Origin of the sequence: Legionella drozanskii LLAP-1 (assembly GCF_001467585.1) — a bacterium.
Classification (GTDB): domain Bacteria; phylum Pseudomonadota; class Gammaproteobacteria; order Legionellales; family Legionellaceae; genus Tatlockia; species Tatlockia drozanskii.
This window is the reverse complement of record NZ_LNXY01000020.1, coordinates 828513-849478: the sequence shown is the minus strand read 5'-3', so window position 1 is coordinate 849478 and position 20966 is coordinate 828513. Positions and strand designations below refer to the sequence as shown.

Here is a 20966-nt window from a genome sequence, read left to right as displayed (position 1 = left end):
GGCCTCCAGCTACGGTTTGCTTGATACGCCAAATTAAGTAGGCGTATCTTTCGCCGTCGGTTTCCTGGACGGCAAGGCGGGGCAATGGTATTCGCCAGTAATTTGCCCTTGTAGGTCTACTGCTTGTAGAGTCACTGGGAATTTCCATAAGGTATAAAGATGTTTTAGCACTTCTTGAGTATTTGTGCCTAGGGGTACGCGATTATGTTGGGCGTATTGCAACATTAAAGAACGATCGCCTTCTACATCTACCGAATACACTTGGATATCAGGTTCGAGATAACCGAGATTGTATTGCCGCGACAAGGATTCACGTATGGTTTGATAGCCATGCTCATCATGGATAGCCCCCACCATTAAATCCGGATTTTTATCGTCATCGACAATATAAAATAACTTCAAATCCCTTATTAATCGTGGTGATAAATATTGGGCGATAAAACTCTCATCCTTAAAATTGCGCATAGCAAGATCAAGACTAGTAAGCCAATCAGTATTTGCTAAATAAGGGAACCAATGCTTATCTTCCTCGCTTGGATTTTCGCAAATGCGTTTAATGTCCTGCATCATATGGTAGCCTAAGGTGTAAGGATTGATGCCATTAAAATAAGGACTATTAAAGGAAGGTTGCATAATTACATTGGTATGACTTTGCAGTACTTCCAACATAAATTCATCAGTGACTAGTCCCTTATCATAAAGCCCATGCAAAAGGGTATAGTGCCAAAAACAAGCCCAACCCTCGTTCATCACTTTAGTTTGACCTTGAGGATAAAAATATTGAGCTATTTTGCGGACGATTCGCACAAGTTCACGTTGCCAAGATTCTAATAGAGGAGCATTTTTTTCAATAAAATAAAGGATGTTTTCTTGTGGCTCTTCTGGAAAGCGTTTTTTATGCCCATTTTCATCCACATGCTTGCCTTGAGGAATAGTACGCCACAACTCATTAACCTGTGATTGCAAATAAATCTCACGATTTTGCTGGCGAATTTTTTCTTCCTGCATGGATAAACTGGTAGGGTGTTTGTAGCGGTCGACTCCATAATTCATTAAGGCATGGCAGGCATCGAGAATTGTTTCTACCTCATCAATACCAAAGCGTTCTTCGCATTCACTAATATAATTTCTTGCAAAAACCAAATAATCAATGATGGCATCCGCGGAGGTCCACATTTTAAAAAGATAATTGTTTTTAAAAAAAGAATTATGGCCATAGCAAGCATGGGCGATGACTAAAGCTTGCATCGCCATAGTATTTTCTTCCATGAGATAGGAAATACAGGGATTAGAGTTAATAACTAATTCGTAAGCTAAACCCATTTGTCCGCGTTTATAACTTTTCTCGACCCCCACAAAATGTTTGCCGAATGACCAGTGATGATATCCAATTGGCATACCCACCGAGGCATAGGCGTCCATCATCTGCTCAGCTGAGATAATTTCAATCTGATTAGGATAAGTATCTAATTTGAAATCTTTTGCTAGCTCTGCAATTTCTTTATCATAGGCTTGAATAAGCTCGAACGTCCACTCAGCACCAGTCGATAAAGGTTTCTTTCTCCTCATGCCGTCTTCCTTTTGAATAATTCGCGAAACACAGGATAAATATCAGAGACATTATCAATATTTTCCATAGCGAAATTTGGATAGTTATTTTTCACTTGCTGGTAAACTTCCCATAGGCTTTGGTGGTGACGAGGCATAATTTCGATATAGGCAAAATATTGCAGCAAAGGCATAATTTTTTCTTGCAAGAGTTCTTGGCAATACGGGGAGTCCGCATTCCAATTATCACCATCCGATGCTTGAGCAACGTAAATATTCCACGATGCTGGTGGGTAGCGAGCTTCGATAATGTTATGCAATAATTCCAGAGCGCTCGAGACGACTGTTCCACCCGTTTCACGAGAATAGAAAAATTCTTCTTCATTGACTTCTTTTGCCGATGTATGGTGGCGAATAAAAACCAGCTCGATTTTTTCATAGTTTTTGGTAAGAAAAAGATAGAGCAAAATAAAAAAGCGTTTGGCCACATCCTTTTTTGCCTCATCCATCGAACCTGATACGTCCATGACACAAAACATTACAGCTTGAGTTGATGGGGCTGGAATGCGAATGCGGTTATTGTAACGAAGATCGATCGTGTCGATAAAAGGCACGGTTTTGATTTTCTTTTTCAAAAATTCAATGTCTCGTTGTAAACGCAATAAATCCACTTTGTCGGGGCTGGGTGAGACTTCGAGTTGTTTTAACTCTTCCTCGGCTTCGCGTAATTGTCGTTTATAAGGAGAAGCTAAAGCCATTCGTCTTCCTGCAGCTTGACGCATGGAGCGAACAACATTGATATTGGCAGGAATACCGCTGGTGCTAACTCCTGCTCGCACAGTTTTAAAAGTGGTGAGGCGTGCTAATTCTTTTTTTATCAAATCAGGAAGCTCTAAGTCTTCAAAATATAATTCAAGGAATTCTTCGCGCGATAGTTCGAAAACAAAGTCATCTTCTCCTTCGCCTGTGTCACTGGCCTGACTGCCGCTACCACCGTTGCCATTAGAGGGACGCTTGATTCGATCGCCTGTTATAAACTCATCGTTGCCCGGTAAAATACGCTCAATTCGCCCTCCCTGACCACGGTGAAACCGGGGTTCAGAGATATCCTTGGCAGGGATACTAATTTGTTCCCCTTGATCAATTTCCGTAATACTACGTTTACCTACTGCATCGGATACTGCGCGTTTGATTTGACTTTTGTAACGGCGCAGGAAGCGTTGGCGATTGACTGTGCTTTTCTTACCTGCATTCTGCCGTCTATCTATCAGTTGCGACATAAAAATCCGTCCTTATTCAGCGCCCGCTAAAGTCAGTGAGGTGATTATTGTGATTTTCTAACCCGTAGGTACCATTCGCACAATAGCCTGACTTGTTTACGGGTATAGCCTTTATCGACCATTCGCGCAATGAATTCTTCATGCTTCTTCTTATCGTCTTCAGACGCTTTGGCATTAAAAGAAATCACAGGTAATAAGTCTTCGGTATTGGTAAACATTTTTTTCTCAATGACCGATTTTAATTTTTCATAGCTATTCCACACCGGATTTTTACCATGATTATTGGCTCGAGCTCTGAGTACAAAATTCACCACTTCATTACGAAAATCCTTGGGATTGGATATTCCTGCTGGTTTTTCTATTTTTTCTAGCTCTAAATTAAGTGATGGGCGATCAAAGATTTCGCCAGTATCCGGATCGCGATAATCTTGGTCTTGAATCCAAAAATCCGCATAAGTAATGTAGCGGTCAAAAATGTTTTGACCATACTCTGAGTAAGACTCAAGATAGGCGGTTTGAATTTCTTTGCCAATGAGATCAACGTATCTCGGTGTTAAATGCTCTTTGATAAACGTTAAATATTTTTCATGTAATTCTTGTGGGAATTGCTCTTGTTCAACTTGACGCTCTAACACATAGAGCAAATGAACCGGGTTAGCGGCAACCTCAGAATGATCAAAGTTGAAAACCTTCGATAAAATTTTGAAAGCAAAACGAGTTGATATGCCGCTCATTCCTTCATCAACACCGGCAAAATCACGGTATTCTTGATAGGATTTTGCTTTGGGGTCGGTATCTTTTAATGATTCACCATTATAAACACGCATTTTGGAATAAATGCTTGAGTTTTGTGGCTCTTTTAAACGGGTTAATACTGAAAATTGGGCAAGCATATCCAGGGTACCGGGTGCGCAGGATGCCTCTTTCAGCGAGCTGTTATCCAGTAATTTTTGGTAGATGCGCAATTCTTCACTAGCACGTAGACAATAAGGTACTTTAACAATGTTAATACGGTCAATGAAGGCTTCGTTGTTTTTATTATTACGGAACGTTTGCCATTCTGATTCGTTAGAGTGGGCAACGATAATCCCTTCAAAGGGTAAGCCTGATAAGCCTTCTGTCGCGTTATAGTTACCTTCTTGGGTAGCGGTTAATAGTGGATGCAAGACTTTGATTGGTGCTTTGAACATTTCAACGAATTCAAGCATACCGCGGTTTGCGCGGCATAACCCTCCGGAATAACTATAGGCATCGGGGTCATCTTGAGAAAACTCTTCCAATTTACGAATATCGACTTTGCCGACTAGAGAAGAAATATCCTGATTATTTTCATCTCCCGGTTCCGTTTTGGCGATAGCAATTTGCTTCATGCGTGACGGTTTAACTTTGATCACACGAAACTGGCTAATGTCGCCGTTGTATTCGTGTAAACGTTTAACAGCCCAGGGCGATATGGCATAACGTAAATGCCTGGTTGGGATATTAAAGCGCTCAAGTAACAATTCGCCGTCTTCATCCGGATTAAATAAAGAAAGCGGGGAATCAAAGACGGGTGAGCCTTTGATCGCGTAGAAGGGAACTTTTTCCATTAAATCTTTTAACTTTTCCGCTAGCGATGATTTACCGCCCCCCACTGGACCGAGCAAATAAAGGACTTGTTTGGTTTCTTCTAGACCTTGAGCTGCATGTTTTAAAAAACCAACAATCTGTTCGATAGGTTCTTCCATGCCATAAAATTCATTAAAAACAGGATAGCGCGGCATGACTTTATTAGAAAAAATACGGGAAAGTATTGGATCATGGCGAGTATCAATCATTTCTGGTTCGCCAATCGCCATTAATAAGCGTTCAGCAGGGTTCGCATAGGCAGAAGGATCACTACGACACAATTCTAGGTATTCATCCAGACTTAATTCTTCCGCTTTATCATCAACAAAGCGTTTTGTATAATTCGCCAAAAATTCATTTGTGTTCATAAGCCATCCCCTTTACTTATGTCTAGCGCTGGGCACGCTATTCTTTGATTCTTTTTGTATTTCTCTGATTAGTATAGTATTAAACGTTAAAGTTGTAAGCCCTTTCAGATACAGGAGCAAAGTTTATGCCAGAACAAACCACTTATCGCAAAGATTACCAGTCTCCAAGTTTTCTTGTAGACACTATCGATCTGGATTTTGATTTGCATGATGACCATGCTTTAGTTAAAAATCGCATGCGATTACATCGTCAACGTGCCGGCGACTTACATCTTTATGGTGATGAATTAGAGCTTATCAGCATAACGATGAATGACAAACAACTTTCTAAAAATGACTATCATTTAGAGAAAGATGACCTAATTATCGGAAATTGCCCAGATAACTTCACCCTCGAAGTGGTCACGCGCATTCGTCCGCAAGATAACACGCAATTGTCTGGTCTTTATCGTTCTCAGCAACTTTTTTGTACGCAGTGTGAGGCTGAGGGATTTCGCAGAATCACTTTTTATCTCGACAGACCTGATGTTTTAGCAACGTATACAACGCGTATTGCTGCGGACAAAACCAAGTATCCCATACTTCTTTCTAATGGAAACTTAATTGATTCTGGCGATTTAGACCATGGTCGTCATTGGGTCAAATGGGAAGATCCTTTCAAAAAGCCCTCTTATTTATTTGCTTTGGTTGCTGGTGACCTCGCTTGTGTCCAAGATAAATTCACTACCTGCTCAGGTAAAGTAGTGGATTTACGGATTTACGTGGAACCGGGTAATGAAGACAAATGCACCCATGCAATGGAGTCTGTGAAAAATGCAATGCGCTGGGATGAGGAAGTTTATGGTCGAGAATATGATTTAAACATCTATATGATTGTTGCAGTCAGTGATTTTAATATGGGAGCGATGGAAAATAAGGGATTAAATCTGTTCAATTCCAAATATATTCTTGCGCGACCGGATACGGCCACCGATCAAGATTTTGCCGATGTTGAAGGCGTTGTCGGCCATGAGTACTTTCACAATTGGACAGGGAATCGCGTCACTTGCCGTGATTGGTTCCAATTAAGTTTGAAGGAAGGATTAACTGTATTTCGTGATCAAGAGTTTTCACGCGATATGAATTCGCGTGACGTCAATCGTATTGCAGACGTGAAGGTGCTTCGCAGCACCCAATTTCCAGAAGATGCCGGCTCTATGGCGCATCCGGTAAGACCTGACTCTTATCAAGAAATTAACAACTTCTATACAGCAACAGTTTATAATAAGGGCGCCGAAGTCATTCGTATGCAACACACTTTACTCGGCAAAGAAGGTTTTCGCCGGGGTATGGACTTATATTTTAAACGTCATGATGGCCAGGCGGTGACCATTGATGATTTTGTGGCAGCGATGGAAGATGCCAATAAAGTGGATTTGACGCAGTTTAAACTCTGGTATAGTCAAGCCGGTACTCCAGAAATTCAAGCAACTATCGATTATGACGCAGGTAATCTCAAATTAACTCTGACGCAATCTTGCCCCCCAACGCCGGAATGTAAAGAGAAAAAACCATTTCACATTCCAATCCGAATCGCTTTATTTGATGAACAAGGCAAATCATTGCCGCTTAAGCAAGAGGTCTTGGAGCTGCGAGAAGCGCAACAAACCTTTCATTTTTCTGGTTTGACAGCCAAACCGATTGTTTCCTTATTGCGTGATTTTTCTGCTCCAGTGAAATTAAAGTGCCAGCTAAGCCAAGATGAGTTACTTTCGTTGCTACGATTTGAGTCAGATGGTTATGCCAAATGGGATGCCGCCCAGAGCTTAGCTCTGGATTGCATTAATCATTATTTTAATACCCCAAGCAATGAATGGACTATTCCTCAATCATTACTTGCCGCTTATCGTCATGTTTTAGACGATGAATCCCTTGATTATGCTTTACGAGCTGATTTACTTATCCCTCCTGGGTTTGAGGAAGTAGCCGCTACCTTGACCACGGTTGATGTGGATGCGGTAGAAAAAGCCCGAGATTTTTTCCGAGTTGAATTAGGTAAACATCTTTATGAGGATTTAGAAATGACGTATCTGACCCTCTGGCAAGAAGAGGATCATGGTATGTACGCTAAAGCCTATGGCAAAAGGAAGCTACGCAATGTTTGTCTAGGGCTAATGATGAAAGCGGATGAAGCCCACACGCTAAGCATCTGTCAGCAGCAATTTATCAAGGCAAAAACGATGACTGATCAAATTGCTAGTTTTGCCGCCTTAAATAATTGTTCGCAAGGCAGAGCAAGAGAACAGGCTATTGACAACTTTTATCGCCAATGGTCGCAAAATGACTTGGTCCTTGATAAGTGGTTTTCAATTCAGGCCTGCAGTGAATTAACGGATACTTTAGCGCGCGTTAAAATTCTAATTAAACATCCGGCATTTAGCCTGAAAAATCCTAACAAGGTCCGTGCGGTAATCGCTGCTTTCTGTCAAGCAAATCCGCGTCATTTTCATGCCGCTGATGGGAGTGGCTATGTCTTTTTGCGAGAGATTTTAGAACAGATGGATAAAATAAATCCACAAATTGCTGCCCGTTTAGCCACACCGTTTACGCGTTGGCGTCGTTTTGATTCGACTCGGCAACAGTTAATGAAAAAGCAGCTTAAGCAACTTGCGGCACTTGATTTATCTCCCGATTTAGGCGAAATGGTTGAGAAAAGTTTGGTGGATTAAATATGAGAAATCGTTTTGCAGTGATGGGAAATCCCATCGCTCATAGCTTATCGCCTTTTATTCATCAGCAGTTTGCTGAGCAAACAGGTATCGCATTGAGTTATGAAAAAATCTTAGTGCCTGAAGATGATTTTGAAGCGCAAGTGACTCATTTTTTTGTTCAAGGAGGGAAGGGGTTAAATATTACGCTTCCCTTCAAGCAACGAGCGTTTGCTATGGCAGCTGTGCTTCGACCTCGAGCTATGCAAGCCAAGGCGGTCAATACACTTTGGATGCAGGATGGGCAATTACATGCGGATAATACCGATGGCATTGGATTTATCAGGGATCTTTCCCATTATCTTAATCTGGCGGAAAAACACGTGCTGCTCCTTGGAGCAGGTGGCGCTGCGCGAGGAATTATCACTCCTTTGTTGGAGGCAGGAGTAGCAGAACTTGTTATTGCTAATCGTAGCGAAGAAAATGCGAAACGGTTAAAAGCGGATTTTGCGCAAATAAAATGCAGTTCTTTCTCCGAGTTGGCCGGTCATTTTGATTTAATCATCAATGCGACCTCGGCCAGTATAGCCGAAGAGAAATTAGGCTTAGCTCCTTCCCTATTAAAACCAACGACGCTTTGCTATGACCTCGCCTACAATCGTCAAGCGCCCACTCCCTTCGTAGAATGGGCTCATGAGCAGAGAACTGCGGGGGCGGATGGTTTGGGCATGCTTGTGGAGCAGGCAGCGGAAGCCTTCTTAATTTGGCATGGCGTGAAGCCTGATGCACGCGCCGTTTTACAAGAGTTAAGGAAAAACATCTAAGCTCGATTTCTATCGACTAGACTTCGAGAATGATGCTTACAAACTAGATAGAGAATTAGGGCGGGCTCTCTTTAAGCTTGAGTCGTGCAAAATCTGCTGATAAATGAGGAATTTGTCTATGAGAATACTAGCAGCACTGCTGATATCTTGTTTGATGTGCTCAAGTTCATACGCTGAAAGACTGGTTGTCGGCACTTCACCTTTCGACCCGCCGATGGAAAGTCAAGCGACTAAGGATAAAGTATTTACTGGATTTGAAATTGATCTCGTCAATGAGGTTTGTCGTCGCATCAATGCGACTTGTGACTTTGAACCCATGACTTTCGCAAACATCATGAAAGCTGTGGCAGAAGGAAAAGTGGATTTAGGCATCGATGGTTTTTTTATTACCCAAGAACGACTCAATTATTTTTTATTTAGCCAACCGTACTTGCAAACCAAAGCCCAATTATTTACAACTGTTAATTCTGGTGTCGACGTCAATGGCAAACGCGTCGCTATTGAAGCGGGTACGGTATATAAGGCTTTACTAGAAACTACCTTTGATAAGGTTCAGGTGATTGAGTACAGTAAGCAGCAAGACATGTTGCAAGATTTGGCTGATCAAAATGTTGACTTTATTATGTTTGACTTTATCAGCGCATCCTATTGGGTTAATAGCAACCCTACAGTGTTTAAACTTGTTGGTCCAGCGATACCCTTTGGTTTGGGTTATGGAATTATGGCTAATCTCAATTCAGGTGCCCTCATTGCTCGAATCAATAGCGCGTTGAATGACATGCAAAATGATGGAACATATTTAGCAATTTACTCACGTTATTTTTAGTCGCTGTCGCGTAATCTTTTTATCCCCTCTCCCTTCAAGGGAGAGGTTTTTTAAAACTACTACGATGCAAAGAATTTATTGACTTGATCAGCGGCAGTAAGGGTGTCCTGATAACCTAAATCAAGAAGCTCGCGGGTAAATCCAGGTTCAAATAATAAAAAGCTGAGTAAATCGCCGGATTTATTTTTGGCACCCAAAATATTCAGTAAAAAACGTAGCAAAGCAGGCATGCTCGCGTATTGTGCCTGAGCAATGTCAGCAATATCGATACTTGGTCTTAAATGAAGTGTTTCAATCGGACGCCAGGGAGAGCGGCGTTTTTTCCACATGGATAATAGACGGGCAATATCATTCATGCGATTGACCATCTCAATATCTCGATCAAGATTATCGAGAAATAAACCATTTAACATTCCACCAAGAATATGGGCAAAACCAATTTCGCCGTTTCGTAATTGGTCGGGATCATGGAACACCGGCAATTGGCGCGTGCCCAAGATAAGTATTTTTTCAACCTGAAAGCGTAAGGCCCCGCGGAGAGGCGAAACCAAGCCAATACTGCCATCGCCATAATGAAAGCCATCAATGTTAACAGTAGGAAAGAAGAGAGGTAGAGCGCTTGAGGCGAGGATATGTTCCATCTTCAGTGTGGCTTGTTGGCTGACATGCCGTGGGTAGTGCCAATCTTCAAACCCAGCAAAATCATGACGATAAAAAGAAATGGTTTGTTGGGTTTCATAGCAGTGGCTGATGACCTCCATCGCTTCCAAACGGTTCTCAGCGATATTGGCTTCGATTAAATTAAAATCAATATTTGAAGTAATAAATTCACGTAATGGGCTAGTGTCCAGAAGATGACCTGATTGGCGTTGTTTGACAATTAAATGACTCATATTACGGAGAACGGATTTACTGAGCTCGTAGTTAGACGCATTAAAAATGTGATGACAATGAATCTCAGCCCACATTGCTTCAAGTTTTTCCAATCCAGTTGGAAAGTCATGGGCCATTTCAGCGAGCACTGCAGCATTCAGGCAGCCAACACTGACCCCGCAAATCATCTCAAACGGAATCGTTTTAACTTGCAAAATATGGCCAATGGCTTTCAACACTCCTGCTTGATAAGCGCCACGTGCTCCACCTCCGGCCAAAAAAAGAGCTTTTCTACTAGCCATGTCAATTTATTTTTTTGGGGGGATTAGGGCAATATAGTTGACGAAACAGGGATCTGGCAAGCAGTTTTTATCAGAAAAATTCTTTAAAAACCATTAACTAGATTTTATTGTTAAGTTTGGATGTTTTATACAAATAAGAATTGAGAACTATTTTTAGGTCGCTTAGGTGTGCCAGAAGCAAAAATTTCATTTGAGCAACTATATTATTTGGCTTGTCAGCTTTTTAATGCTCCACTTTAACAGAAAGAGTTCTACTCGCAAGAGAGTCTGTAATTTTCGCATGTTGTGATATAATTGCGCAGCAATAGAGTGTTTCGGTACTTGTTAATGAGTAAAACTAAGTTTGAGTTAAGGGAAAATTTTGAGCGGTCGATGATTTTAGACGTGACAGACACAGAGCTTTTATTAGCGCGCGCGCAAGCTTTGGAGATGCAAAAACCGTTTAGCTTTGTACTTACACCCCTGCCGGAAGATGCTTTAGCGATGGCGTTGTTGGAAAAAGTTCCCTTTCTTTCTGGCTTCTTGCGCAGTATTGATGGAACAGGCGTAGCAGTTAGTAAGTTAGCTTATATAAAAGGAAATGAATTAGCAGGCGAAATCAGCTCGGGTTTTCGCGTTGCTGGCGTTATCATCGCCTTGGTTGATTTTATCCGCATTCCCCTGATGTTTCTTGCCGCTTGGCTTTTAAATCGCCCTCTACCAGTGACTTTATCGCATACAGGACGATGGCTATATTCCACTGTTGTCTTGGGATTAGCACTTGCTGGCGTGTTAGCCCCAATCACCGTAGCCCCATTTATTGCACTAGCAGCAGGATGCCTTGCTTTTGCTGTCAGTGTTTTCGTTTTTGTTAAACATTTTTATGATCGCTATCAAACTAAGCAAGCCTTGCGGCAGAGTATTATAGATATTGATAAGGCGGAGTCGAAGTTGCGGGTTCTGTTACGAGAAGCGCAACAATTATCTATTTTACTTCATGATCCAAAAGAAAAAACTAATTATCCGTATTATGTGATTCAACTTAAACCATTACAAGAGAAGCTGGAACGAAGGAAAGAAAAACTCCAAAGCCTATATGACAAGCAATTCGAAAACCTGCAATTCATGAATGAATTAGGGTGGAGCGGGGTTCGGGATAAAACGGTTGGTATGGCCATAGCAATGGCGGGGGTCATTGGTTTAGCTTTGGCTCTTTTCTTTCCGCATATTGGTTTAGTCCTTTTCGCGATAAGTGCCGCGGCAAGTGGTGTCTATATTATTGGCCTAGTAACTTATCTCCTTACTCCAATTGTCATTGAAAAATTCAGAGCTAAATTCGCTATGGAGTCCACTCGGACCGATGAGTTGCAGCCATTAATTGAGAAGCAAGAGTTAGCTCAAGTTGCGAACCTCGAAGAGCTCAACTTTTTTGACAGTGGAGTAACGGAAGATAGAAACCTTGCTTCGACCAGTTTAACAATGCTCACACTATTTAGTGAGAAAGAGGCGATCGAAACATTGCGCGAGCAAGAACAACACAGGAAAAGCCTAGAGCAAATTGATAAAAACCTGTCGACCTATATTGAAAGACAGGATGTACCAAAAATTATTTATTTTTTTAGCGACATGGCGAGATACACTCAATTCCATCAAGCCACCGAAGGAGATATAATAATTTTCCTCAATTATTTCACTAATACCGAGCGAGCATTGCAGGTACTTAATCAGACCTTGCGCAATAATGAGGTAACTAAACAGGATGTGGATCAGTTATTAAGCTATCCACCCTTAACGAGGGTTTTAATCGATAGGGGAGTCACCGCTTTGCCTTATCAGTCAGCTCATTTTGTTCAATCTTCGCAGGCTTTAAATTGGAGTGCGGCTTGTATGCAAGATAACGATCCCGAATCAAATCTCAAACATTTAACTCATTAGCCTTCGGCAAAAACTGTTTAAAATCAGTGTTGCATTTCATTTTTAACTAGTATAGCGTTAGCTATTCTTTTTAGGGAGTCAAGGTTATAAATGCTTTCCCTATTCCGTAAACAACCCCGCGCTTTCCATATGATTTTTATGCTCGAGATATGGGAGCGCTACGGTTACTATACCATGCAAGGTATTCTTACCCTGTTTTTCATTCGCTATTTAGGGTTTAATGATACGGAAGCTTATTTTACCTTCGGTGCTTTCTCTGCGCTTGTCTATGGAATGGTAGCTCTAGGTGGTTATCTCGGGGATAAAGTATTAGGCACCAAACGCACTATTGTTTTAGGGTTAATTACTCTGGCTCTCGGTTATCTTTCTTTAGCTTTGGTCGATAAGCAACATGTTTTTTTAGCCTTAGGACTTATTTGTGTAGGTAATGGTTTGTTCAAAGCAAACCCGTCGAACTTACTTGCTAAATGCTATGAAAAAGATGATTCCCGTTTGGATGGTGCATTCACGCTTTATTATATGGCAATTAATTTAGGCTCCACCTTTGCCTTATTTATTGGCCCCGCCTTGGTAAGCCATTATGGGTATTCTTATGCTTATTTCAGTAGTTTTATTGGGTTATTGCTTGGATTAGTAAATTATTGGTTTCAGCGTCAGCATATTGCTCACATCCATACGCCAGCCGATAATAAGCTTATTCCCTTCTGGCAATGGACTATTGTTATTGGTGGAATCCTAGCAATTACCTTGATATCAGCATACCTGTTACAACATGTTATTCTTGCAAAGAATTTAGTTTGGCTAGTCACTGTTTTTGTTGTGGGACTTTATTTTATTTTTATGCGTCGAGAACAAAAATCCTCTTTTAGACGTATGTTAGCTGCCCTTATCTTGATGCTGGAAGCGGTGGTTTTTTTCACGCTTTATCAGCAAATGCCCACTTCATTAAATTTATTTGCCGTTAATAACGTGAACCCTTTTCTTTTAGGAGTTCCCCTTGATCCGCAAAGTTTCCAGGCCTTGAACCCCATTTGGATTATCATCATGAGTCCTGTACTGGCTATCTTGTATAATAAGCTCCATTATCATGGTTATTCTTTTTCGATTCCTTACAAATTCGCCGCAGGAATGCTGAGTTGCGGATTAAGTTTTAGTTTACTTTTTTTTGCTAGATATATGCATGATGGTCAGGGGCTAGTCTCTTCATGGTGGCTAGTGGCGAGTTATTTTTTTCAGAGTACTGGGGAGTTGTTGGTATCTGCATTGGGAGTTGCGATGGTTGCTCAGTTAGTTCCAAGTCAAATTACGGGTTTTGTGATGGGAATGTGGTTCCTAACGACTTCAGTAGCCGGGTTTATTGGTGCCTCTGTTGCTTCTTTTACCGCTCTTCCTACCAATGTTACGCCAGGCATTGAATCCTTGGCTATCTATACGCAAGTTTTTGCCTATATTGGTTTGGTTACTCTGGGAATTGGCGTATTGATGTGGCTCAGCGCGTCTCGATTAGATCGTTATATTAATGATTGATGAGTCTCAATAGCTTGATCTAAAAAAAAGTTGCTTCGCTCATCTCCTGCAAATGTGTTTGAGGCGGGCGCATTTTCATAAGCACCCGTTTAATCCCTAAGCTGATGTTCTCTAAATTAATCGGTAAATAAATCAGTAGCGAGGTGCCGGTATAATAGTTCGGATTTAACGAAAGATAATAATTTATCAAAGGATCTGATTCTTCCTGTAAAGAGGGTGGATTGAGCAAGGGTATTTGATTATTGAGCAACATGGGATGCTTATCATTAGTTTCCCAATGATTGAGTCTTTTTAAGCGCTCAACAAGTGCTAAAACCAATTCGGGAATAGGTTTATCTTCATTGGGATAGATACCGTTATTCAATTTTGCTAAAAATTGGTAGCGGGTTGGTGTACTTGCTAGCGAAAAATAAACCATATCCTCGGAAGGGCGCTCCAATTTGTAGCGCATTGCTTTTGCTAAGCAAAATCTTGCTGCAGTAAAGCTAAGATCCATTCTGGGATCATAATAAGTTCCCCCTATATAAGCGGTAATATGCCTGTCTTTTATCTGAATTACATGCCGACAAATACGCGAAAAACCAACAATTTTATTATTAAGATCGTAGAAAATACCCAATGATCCTGCTTTTTCAGGACTTAAAATGTTTTCATTAAATTGATGATGGTTGGTGATGCGGTAATGTTTTCGCGTAAATTGCTCAAGACTGAAGGCCAAACTATCAGATAAGGGTAAATAAGTATCAATTTCTATTAATTCTGTGCGTAAAGCTAAAGAACTACTCATTTTTCCCTCCTTAGAAAAAAGCATAAGTCATTAAGTTAAAAAGAAGATTTACAAAAGTCAAATCCCTAAAATTGCTTTAACGAAAGGAACGGTAATTTTACGCTGTGCCGCTAAGGACGCTTTATCCAAGAAATCAAGAATATTTTGTAAATCATGCATATTACGCGCACAACGATTAATTAAAAATTGTCCAACAGAGGTGGGTAAATCAAAACCACGTTTGCTGGCGTGTTGCTGAATCGTTTTAATTTTTAAATCATCGTCTAGCTCATTGAGTTGAGCGACTATCCCCCACGCTATGCGTGACTTAAGATCAGCGAGTTGAATATTTAGATTGGCAAGTGATTTCCTACTGCTCATCAAAAGAAGGGTTCTGCCATTATCGCGTATTCTATTGTAGAGATGAAACAGCGCTTCTTCCCAAATTTTATCACCAGCGATGGCATCAATATCATCAATTGCAATTAAAGTTTGCTCCGAGAGATTATCAAGGCTCTCTGGCCCCCATTCTTTAAGAAGGGGTAGAGGTAAATAAATCGCTGTTGCATCGGGCATTGCCTGACAACAAGCTTGCAACAAATGAGATTTGCCACAGCCGGCATGCCCCCAAAGATAAAACAATCGTTCGCCCGTCCCTGTTAAGCAGTTCTTTATTTGCTGCTCTAAAAGATGATTAGAACCCCAGCAAAAATCAGTCAAGGTTGCTTCATTATTAAGCTGAATTGCTAAAGCCAACTGACTATTCATTTTGCTAAATGATCAATGGAGTACGCTTTTCTACCCCAGGTACAAACATAGTCAATGTAGGTCGCAGAGGTTGTAATCGCTGTGATTAACATAAGCGTATTAATGACATAAGAGGGGAAGGCAAAAAAGGCTAATTCAAAAAGGCAGAAAGTGACCAGTGCCAATTGAAGTGTTGTATTAATTTTACTTAACACAGTGGGTTCAAAATCGAGTTTACGCTGTACGAACCAATACCAAGCCATGACACCTATGGATATAGTAACATCACGCATAAAAACGAGAATAACTAACCACCAGGGTAATTCGCCAAGTAGGGCTAAAGAAATAAAGCTCGAAGCAACTAGTAGTTTATCTGCTAAAGGATCAATAAAAGAACCCAATGGACTTTGCCAATCGAAATACCTAGCTAGCCAACCATCCAATCCATCAGTAAGCCCTGCTAGCATAAACATGTAAAAAGCGTTGACGTATTCGTGCCTGTAAAGAAACACCAGAAAAGGTGCTATCAATACTAGCCGAAATAAGGTAAGTGCATTAGGTAAATGTTTCAATATCATAGGTAAACGACTTTTAATACGCCCATCGCTTTAGGGCAATGATGTATAGTGTTGCACCATTAGCATTTAAGCTTTAGTGAGACAGTTTATAAAGTGTATACAATACTGGCGTCACTGTCACGCTCTGAACAAAATTGAGGCTCAGCAATTCTTAGTTTTCATTTAAAAGATTAGGAATTAATTGATGAATTTTCTGTTTTTTCCTTTGCAGTTTCATCGATAAGAAACAAATATGCTCCCAGGGCTGTGACATTAACTGCTTATATTGCCTTGCCAATACCTCCGAAGGAAGGCCTGGGGCCAGGCGCTCAAAGTTATTTTTGATAGTACTGGCAACCATTTGCCATAATTTGAGCGGCTCTAGATCATAATACTGACTCAAACACCTAATCCAATGGCTCAAGTTATTTTGGAGATTGGTTTGAATAAATTGCTGACAGACTTCATCGAGCTCGCGTGTCGCAATTGCAGAAAAGGCGTCCTGTCTAGGTTGTTGGTAGCAAGGTTGATTAGCAATAGCTAGCTCATTTAACTCGCGAAATAATAAGGCCTGTGGTTGATTTTCATAAAATAAAACAAGAGTCGAATGCCTATCACCAGACAAGGCTAGACCATATTGCAATAAAAGATGAAGTTGGCCTTCCAAGAGTTTTTGACAATAGTGCTGAAAATAAGATTCAGGACTGAGTTGAGAGGCATCAATAATTTCAAGCAGCAAAGGGGCATCAGAAATAGGCGAATTGGCAAATAGAGCGGCCAGGGGAACGATGCGTTGCCTTTCTTCTTGTAAGATCTGGTTTGGATTTTTACTTAAGGCAATAGCCAGTTTTTTCTGTTGATGTGCCGGAATTGCATCACAGTCGACGGTTAATCCGGCGAGCTTACTCAAGATAAATAAACTTTTCTGATAATGCTGGTGTTTTTCCAATAAATTGTTTAATTCTTTAGAATAAGGACAAATCGATGCAATTGGTGGGGCACCCTCCAGATCTAAACTAAGGTTAAGATAGCAGGCGTTTTTAGCTTGCGGCATCATCAAAGAGATAGCGAAGGAGGGTTTTACTGATTGATGATGGGGGAGCAAGATCAGTTGCTTATTATCAAGCAGTGAAACAAAAGAGTGTTGTATTTGATTACGCCACTGCCAAGGATGAACAGGTAAAGGGAAATAATTGTCTGGATTTTGCTGTATAAATCTCAATTTTTCTTGCCAAAGTTTATACTCTTTAGAAAATTGCTGCTTTATCAAGTCTTGATAAGTCAGGTCCACAGAGAAAGTATTCGCAACTTGCTTATCGATGGCACACCAATGCAAACTTGTCTGAGCATTAAATTCCGCTGAATATTGTAAAACTTCACGACGGCTAAATCCTAACTTTGCTTGAAAACCAGAAGAAGTAAAACCAATACAACCCCATTGTTCTAATAGCTCTAGGGATTCCTGAGCATTTTTTACCTTACAGAGCCACTCCCAAAAACTACGCTCAGCGCCAATTTGACGCTTTAATTCCATTTGCCAGCGCTGCCGATAAGCTTGAGCCATTGCTTCATTAGCAATGGCTGCTTCCATTTCTTCATGCAAAAATTGCCAATTGAAAAATAGGGAAGCCGAATTTTCCTGTTTAAGTTGGTGTTGTAATTGTGCAAGAAAATCATCTACATGATGACTAGGTATTAACACGTCAGATAAACCTTCAATCACTACACTTTGCTGCAATTGCTGTAAACATTGACGATGTGCCCCACTAATAAAACTGTCAATGGAGTTTTGGGGAAGAGCAATCCCTAATTCGAATAATAGAAATCGCAATTGATGATTCAAACCTTGGAAACCACCATAAGCTAAAGCCATATTTACTCCCAAAGATAGTAATGGAGTTAATATAAATGATAATCATTATCATTTACAAGGGGCAACCTGTCTTTGTGATTACAAGGGTTGAATCTGGCCTCCGATTTGCGGAGAGCCAAGCGATGCTCAAGTTGTGGGAGGAGATCCTCAAGAAAAATCTTGCGTCAGCACCGATTCAGGAAAGGTGTAGATCTAGGCTCTCGACAGAAAGTATAAGAATCAATGAACTTCCAGTGAACGAGGGGCAACAATTAACTCTTTTCTTCGTTCTTGCGGTAAATAATTGCCGTATTTCCAATAAGCTGGACCAGCTCAGCCTGCAATTGAGAACAAAGTTCTGTCGCCATATGCTGCCTGTCCTTTTTTTCAGCCCCATTAATTTTTACTTTAATAAGTTCATGCGCGATTAAGGCAACGTTAGTTTCCTCAATAACTGCAGCTGTGAGACCTTTAGCGCCTATAAGAATGACTGGTTTTAAATGATGTGCTTTAGCTTTTAAAGCTTGCTTGAATGCTGTATTCATGTGGGTTAATCGCAGAAATGGCGGATTATTGCACGTTTTTCTGGGAAAAGGTAGTAAAATTAAGTATCATGCACTATTTCCTTTCTGTATAATAACGGTTATGCCTCGCACTAAAAGTAGTAAACGCTGGTTACATGAACATTTTGATGATATCTATGTCAAAAAAGCTCAGGCTGAAGGTTATCGAAGTCGGGCTGTGTATAAGCTAAAAGAAGTCGATGAAAAAGAGCATTTGCTAAAACCTGGCATGACAGTGGTCGATTTGGGGGCCGCTCCCGGAGGATGGACACAGTACATTGCAGAAAAACTAGATGGTCGTGGTATCATTATTGCATTAGATATACTGCCCATGGATGCTTTACCCGAAGTGAGTTTTATTCAGGGTGATTTTCGGGAGGATTCGGTCCTCCAAGAATTAATTAATTTAGTACCAGAACACGGAGTAGACTTGCTTTTATCGGATATGGCCCCAAATATGAGTGGTACAGCGGCAGTTGATATTCCAAGGGCTATGTATTTGGCTGAGTTGGCTTTTGATTTTGGTAATAAAATGCTAAAACCTGGAGGAGCCATGCTTATGAAGGTTTTTCACGGAGCTGGATTTGACGAACTCATTAAACAAGCGCGTGCTCAGTTTAAGCAGGTCGTTATTCGTAAGCCTTTAGCTTCACGGTCTCGTTCGCGCGAAACCTATTTGCTAGCTAAGGGCTATAATTTATAGTAACTTTATCGTTCTAACGTCGTAGAAATACGTCACAATTGAGGTCAATGCTTTGAACGACATGGTAAAAAATTTATTTTTGTGGCTAATAATAGCTATCGTACTGGTCTCGGTATTCAGTAATTTTGGTCCACGCCATACCTCAGCCGAAAAGCTTTCCTATAGTGAATTCCTAAAAGAAGTTGATCAAGGCATGGTTAACTCTGTGACCATCGAGGATTCTAAAGTTATTAAAGGAGTTACAAAGAATAATCATCGATTTGTAACTTATATGCCCATGCAAGATGATGCTTTATTGGGCGAATTATTAAAATCTAAAGTTGATGTCAGTGGCCAAGAAAAACAACAAGAAAGCTTCTTGTTGCATCTCTTTATCAATTGGTTCCCCATGTTACTCCTGATTGGCGTTTGGGTATTTTTTATGCGCCAGATGCAAGGAGGCGGTGGACGAGGTGCGATGTCATTTGGCCGCTCACGGGCACGCTTACTGGGTGAGGATCAGGTTAAAATCACTTTTGCTGATGTTGCTGGTGTCGATGAAGCGAAAGAAGAAGTGAAAGAATTAGTTGATTTTCTACGTGATCCAACGAAATTCCAAAATCTTGGCGGACGTATTCCCCGCGGTGTTTTGCTCATTGGACCCCCTGGAACCGGTAAAACCTTACTCGCTAAAGCAGTTGCAGGTGAAGCAAAAGTTCCTTTTTTCACCATTTCAGGTTCAGATTTCGTGGAAATGTTTGTGGGTGTGGGTGCTTCCCGTGTGCGTGACATGTTCGAACAAGCTAAAAAACATGCCCCTTGTATTATCTTTATCGATGAAATTGATGCGGTAGGACGTCATCGTGGCGCAGGGCTTGGTGGCGGACATGATGAGCGTGAACAAACGCTTAACCAATTACTAGTCGAGATGGATGGTTTTGAAGGAAATGAAGGGGTTATCGTAGTCTCTGCAACGAACCGTCCTGATGTACTTGACCCAGCCCTATTGCGACCAGGTCGTTTTGACCGTCAAGTTGTAGTCCCTTTACCTGACATACGTGGCCGCGAACAGATTCTTAAAGTGCATTTGCAAAAAGTTCCCATCGATAAAAACGTTGAAATTCTACCTATTGCTCGTGGAACTCCAGGTTTTTCTGGTGCTGATTTGGCAAATCTTGTAAACGAAGCAGCCTTATTTGCCGCACGATCGAACAAACGTAAAGTAAGCATCGTTGAACTTGATAAAGCAAAAGACAAAATCATGATGGGTGCCGAGCGTCGTTCCATGGTTATGGACGAAAATGAGAAAAAATTAACAGCATACCACGAAGCAGGTCATGCTATTGTTGGTTTGTTAGTGCCCGAACACGATCCTGTCTACAAAGTTACCATTATTCCTCGTGGTCGTGCTCTCGGAGTGACCATGTTTTTGCCCGAGCAAGATCGTTACAGCCATTCTAAGAGACGTTTGGAAAGTCAATTATCCAGTTTATTTGGTGGTCGTATCGCTGAAGAGCTGATTTTTGGTGGCGAAAGTGTAACGACAGGGGCGTCCAACGATATTATGCGTGCTACCGAAATATCACGAAAAATGGTTACTACCTGGGGTCTCTCCAATCTTGGGCCTCTTACTTTTGGTGAAGAAGAAGGTGAAGTATTTTTGGGCAGATCTGTAAGTCAGCATAAAGAAATTTCTGATAAAACCGCTCAGCAAATCGATGAAGAAGTCAGACAGATCGTTGATAGAAACTATCAGCGAGCGAAAGAACTTCTTCTGGCCAATATGGATAAATTACACATGATGGCCGAAGGCTTGATCAAGTATGAAACCATTGATGCTAAGCAAATTGCAGAAATCATGGCAGGCCAAGCTCCTTCTCCACCCGAAGATTGGGAAGCTCCAAAAAAATTGGATCATGATAAAAAAGGTGAAGACACTACGTCTAAACCAGTCAATGGTAAAACAATCGATCACCCAGCTGGTGAACACTCATCTTAGAATTCTAATTTTTAATTCTTACCATCAAGTTTACTAAAACAAA

The 20966-nt window shown here is 41.0% G+C and carries 16 protein-coding genes; 7 read left to right on the top strand and 9 right to left on the bottom strand.

Annotation, left to right across the window (positions count from 1 at the left end; genetic code table 11):
- Window positions 1–33: 33 nt before the first annotated feature.
- The 3 genes from Ldro_RS08135 to Ldro_RS08125 are packed head-to-tail and all read right to left on the bottom strand — an operon-like array spanning window position 34 to window position 4804.
- Complete coding sequence (locus Ldro_RS08135) at window positions 34–1569, bottom strand: SpoVR family protein (protein WP_058495893.1); 1536 nt, start codon at window positions 1567–1569, stop codon at window positions 34–36.
- A complete protein-coding gene (locus tag Ldro_RS08130; protein ID WP_058495892.1) occupies window positions 1566–2828 on the bottom strand; it encodes a YeaH/YhbH family protein in 1263 nt (420 codons plus the stop codon). The genes Ldro_RS08135 and Ldro_RS08130 overlap by 4 nt, the downstream gene beginning before the upstream one ends.
- Window positions 2829–2872: 44 nt before the next feature.
- Complete coding sequence (locus Ldro_RS08125) at window positions 2873–4804, bottom strand: PrkA family serine protein kinase (protein WP_058495891.1); 1932 nt, start codon at window positions 4802–4804, stop codon at window positions 2873–2875.
- Between the two features lie 125 nt (window positions 4805–4929).
- On the opposite strand from Ldro_RS08125, the gene pepN reads away from it, so the two are divergent.
- The 3 genes from pepN to Ldro_RS08110 all read left to right on the top strand — a co-directional run bounded on the left by pepN (window position 4930) and on the right by Ldro_RS08110 (window position 9141).
- Window positions 4930–7512 carry an aminopeptidase N gene (pepN, locus tag Ldro_RS08120; RefSeq protein ID WP_058495890.1) on the top strand — a complete coding sequence of 861 codons (2583 nt, stop codon included), beginning with the start codon at window positions 4930–4932 and terminating at the stop codon, window positions 7510–7512.
- A gap of 2 nt (window positions 7513–7514) precedes the next feature.
- Complete coding sequence (aroE, locus tag Ldro_RS08115; RefSeq protein WP_058495889.1) at window positions 7515–8315, top strand: shikimate dehydrogenase; 801 nt, start codon at window positions 7515–7517, stop codon at window positions 8313–8315.
- 118 nt (window positions 8316–8433) lie between these two features.
- Entirely contained in the window at window positions 8434–9141 is a 708-nt protein-coding gene (locus tag Ldro_RS08110; protein WP_058495888.1) for a transporter substrate-binding domain-containing protein, read from the top strand.
- Between the two features lie 59 nt (window positions 9142–9200).
- Here the strand turns inward: Ldro_RS08110 and Ldro_RS08105 are convergent, their stop codons facing one another.
- Window positions 9201–10316, bottom strand: a complete 1116-nt coding sequence (locus tag Ldro_RS08105) for a patatin-like phospholipase family protein (protein ID WP_058495887.1) — start codon at window positions 10314–10316, stop codon at window positions 9201–9203.
- A gap of 327 nt (window positions 10317–10643) precedes the next feature.
- Here Ldro_RS08105 and Ldro_RS08100 point away from each other — a divergent pair, with 327 nt between their 5' ends.
- Window positions 10644–12230, top strand: coding sequence for a hypothetical protein (locus tag Ldro_RS08100; RefSeq protein WP_131764241.1), 1587 nt, complete (start codon window positions 10644–10646; stop codon window positions 12228–12230).
- Window positions 12231–12320: 90 nt separating this feature from the next.
- A complete protein-coding gene (locus tag Ldro_RS08095) occupies window positions 12321–13757 on the top strand; it encodes an oligopeptide:H+ symporter (RefSeq protein ID WP_065235911.1) in 1437 nt (478 codons plus the stop codon).
- A gap of 19 nt (window positions 13758–13776) precedes the next feature.
- On the opposite strand, the gene Ldro_RS08090 is transcribed toward Ldro_RS08095, so the two are convergent.
- The 5 genes from Ldro_RS08090 to yhbY all read right to left on the bottom strand — a co-directional run bounded on the left by Ldro_RS08090 (window position 13777) and on the right by yhbY (window position 18224).
- A complete protein-coding gene (locus Ldro_RS08090) occupies window positions 13777–14544 on the bottom strand; it encodes a hypothetical protein (protein WP_058495885.1) in 768 nt (255 codons plus the stop codon).
- Window positions 14545–14601: 57 nt separating this feature from the next.
- Window positions 14602–15291 carry a DnaA regulatory inactivator Hda gene (hda, locus tag Ldro_RS08085; protein ID WP_058495884.1) on the bottom strand — a complete coding sequence of 230 codons (690 nt, stop codon included), beginning with the start codon at window positions 15289–15291 and terminating at the stop codon, window positions 14602–14604.
- Entirely contained in the window at window positions 15288–15848 is a 561-nt protein-coding gene (locus tag Ldro_RS08080) for a CDP-alcohol phosphatidyltransferase family protein (RefSeq protein ID WP_058495883.1), read from the bottom strand. The genes hda and Ldro_RS08080 overlap by 4 nt, the downstream gene beginning before the upstream one ends.
- Window positions 15849–15999: 151 nt before the next feature.
- Window positions 16000–17700 (bottom strand): IucA/IucC family protein, encoded by a 1701-nt coding sequence (locus Ldro_RS08075; protein ID WP_058495882.1) that lies wholly within the window; start codon window positions 17698–17700, stop codon window positions 16000–16002.
- A gap of 251 nt (window positions 17701–17951) precedes the next feature.
- The gene (yhbY, locus tag Ldro_RS08070) at window positions 17952–18224 is read right to left on the bottom strand and encodes a ribosome assembly RNA-binding protein YhbY (RefSeq protein ID WP_058495881.1); all 273 of its coding nucleotides are present in this window, start codon (window positions 18222–18224) and stop codon (window positions 17952–17954) included.
- A 100-nt stretch (window positions 18225–18324) separates the two neighbouring features.
- On the opposite strand from yhbY, the gene rlmE reads away from it, so the two are divergent.
- Window positions 18325–18945 carry a 23S rRNA (uridine(2552)-2'-O)-methyltransferase RlmE gene (rlmE, locus tag Ldro_RS08065; RefSeq protein ID WP_058496094.1) on the top strand — a complete coding sequence of 207 codons (621 nt, stop codon included), beginning with the start codon at window positions 18325–18327 and terminating at the stop codon, window positions 18943–18945.
- Window positions 18946–19006: 61 nt separating this feature from the next.
- Window positions 19007–20923: an ATP-dependent zinc metalloprotease FtsH gene (ftsH, locus tag Ldro_RS08060; RefSeq protein ID WP_058495880.1), complete on the top strand. Its 1917-nt coding sequence runs from the start codon at window positions 19007–19009 to the stop codon at window positions 20921–20923.
- The last annotated feature ends 43 nt before the right edge of the window (window positions 20924–20966 follow it).

Bases quoted from the DNA above. Each gene is read 5' to 3' on its own strand.
- Ldro_RS08125 (WP_058495891.1), bottom strand. From the start codon at position 4,804: ATGAACACAAATGAATTTTTGGCGAATTATACAAAACGCTTTGTTGAT.
- Ldro_RS08080 (WP_058495883.1), bottom strand. From the start codon at position 15,848: ATGATATTGAAACATTTACCTAATGCACTTACCTTATTTCGGCTAGTA.
- Ldro_RS08110 (WP_058495888.1), top strand. From the start codon at position 8,434: ATGAGAATACTAGCAGCACTGCTGATATCTTGTTTGATGTGCTCAAGT.
- Ldro_RS08105 (WP_058495887.1), bottom strand. From the start codon at position 10,316: ATGGCTAGTAGAAAAGCTCTTTTTTTGGCCGGAGGTGGAGCACGTGGC.
- Ldro_RS08095 (WP_065235911.1), top strand. From the start codon at position 12,321: ATGCTTTCCCTATTCCGTAAACAACCCCGCGCTTTCCATATGATTTTT.
- Ldro_RS08135 (WP_058495893.1), bottom strand. From the start codon at position 1,569: ATGAGGAGAAAGAAACCTTTATCGACTGGTGCTGAGTGGACGTTCGAG.
- Ldro_RS08130 (WP_058495892.1), bottom strand. From the start codon at position 2,828: ATGTCGCAACTGATAGATAGACGGCAGAATGCAGGTAAGAAAAGCACA.
- ftsH (WP_058495880.1), top strand. From the start codon at position 19,007: ATGGTAAAAAATTTATTTTTGTGGCTAATAATAGCTATCGTACTGGTC.
- pepN (WP_058495890.1), top strand. From the start codon at position 4,930: ATGCCAGAACAAACCACTTATCGCAAAGATTACCAGTCTCCAAGTTTT.
- rlmE (WP_058496094.1), top strand. From the start codon at position 18,325: ATGCCTCGCACTAAAAGTAGTAAACGCTGGTTACATGAACATTTTGAT.
- Ldro_RS08090 (WP_058495885.1), bottom strand. From the start codon at position 14,544: ATGAGTAGTTCTTTAGCTTTACGCACAGAATTAATAGAAATTGATACT.
- Ldro_RS08075 (WP_058495882.1), bottom strand. From the start codon at position 17,700: ATGGCTTTAGCTTATGGTGGTTTCCAAGGTTTGAATCATCAATTGCGA.
- aroE (WP_058495889.1), top strand. From the start codon at position 7,515: ATGAGAAATCGTTTTGCAGTGATGGGAAATCCCATCGCTCATAGCTTA.
- yhbY (WP_058495881.1), bottom strand. From the start codon at position 18,224: ATGAATACAGCATTCAAGCAAGCTTTAAAAGCTAAAGCACATCATTTA.
- hda (WP_058495884.1), bottom strand. From the start codon at position 15,291: ATGAATAGTCAGTTGGCTTTAGCAATTCAGCTTAATAATGAAGCAACC.
- Ldro_RS08100 (WP_131764241.1), top strand. From the start codon at position 10,644: ATGAGTAAAACTAAGTTTGAGTTAAGGGAAAATTTTGAGCGGTCGATG.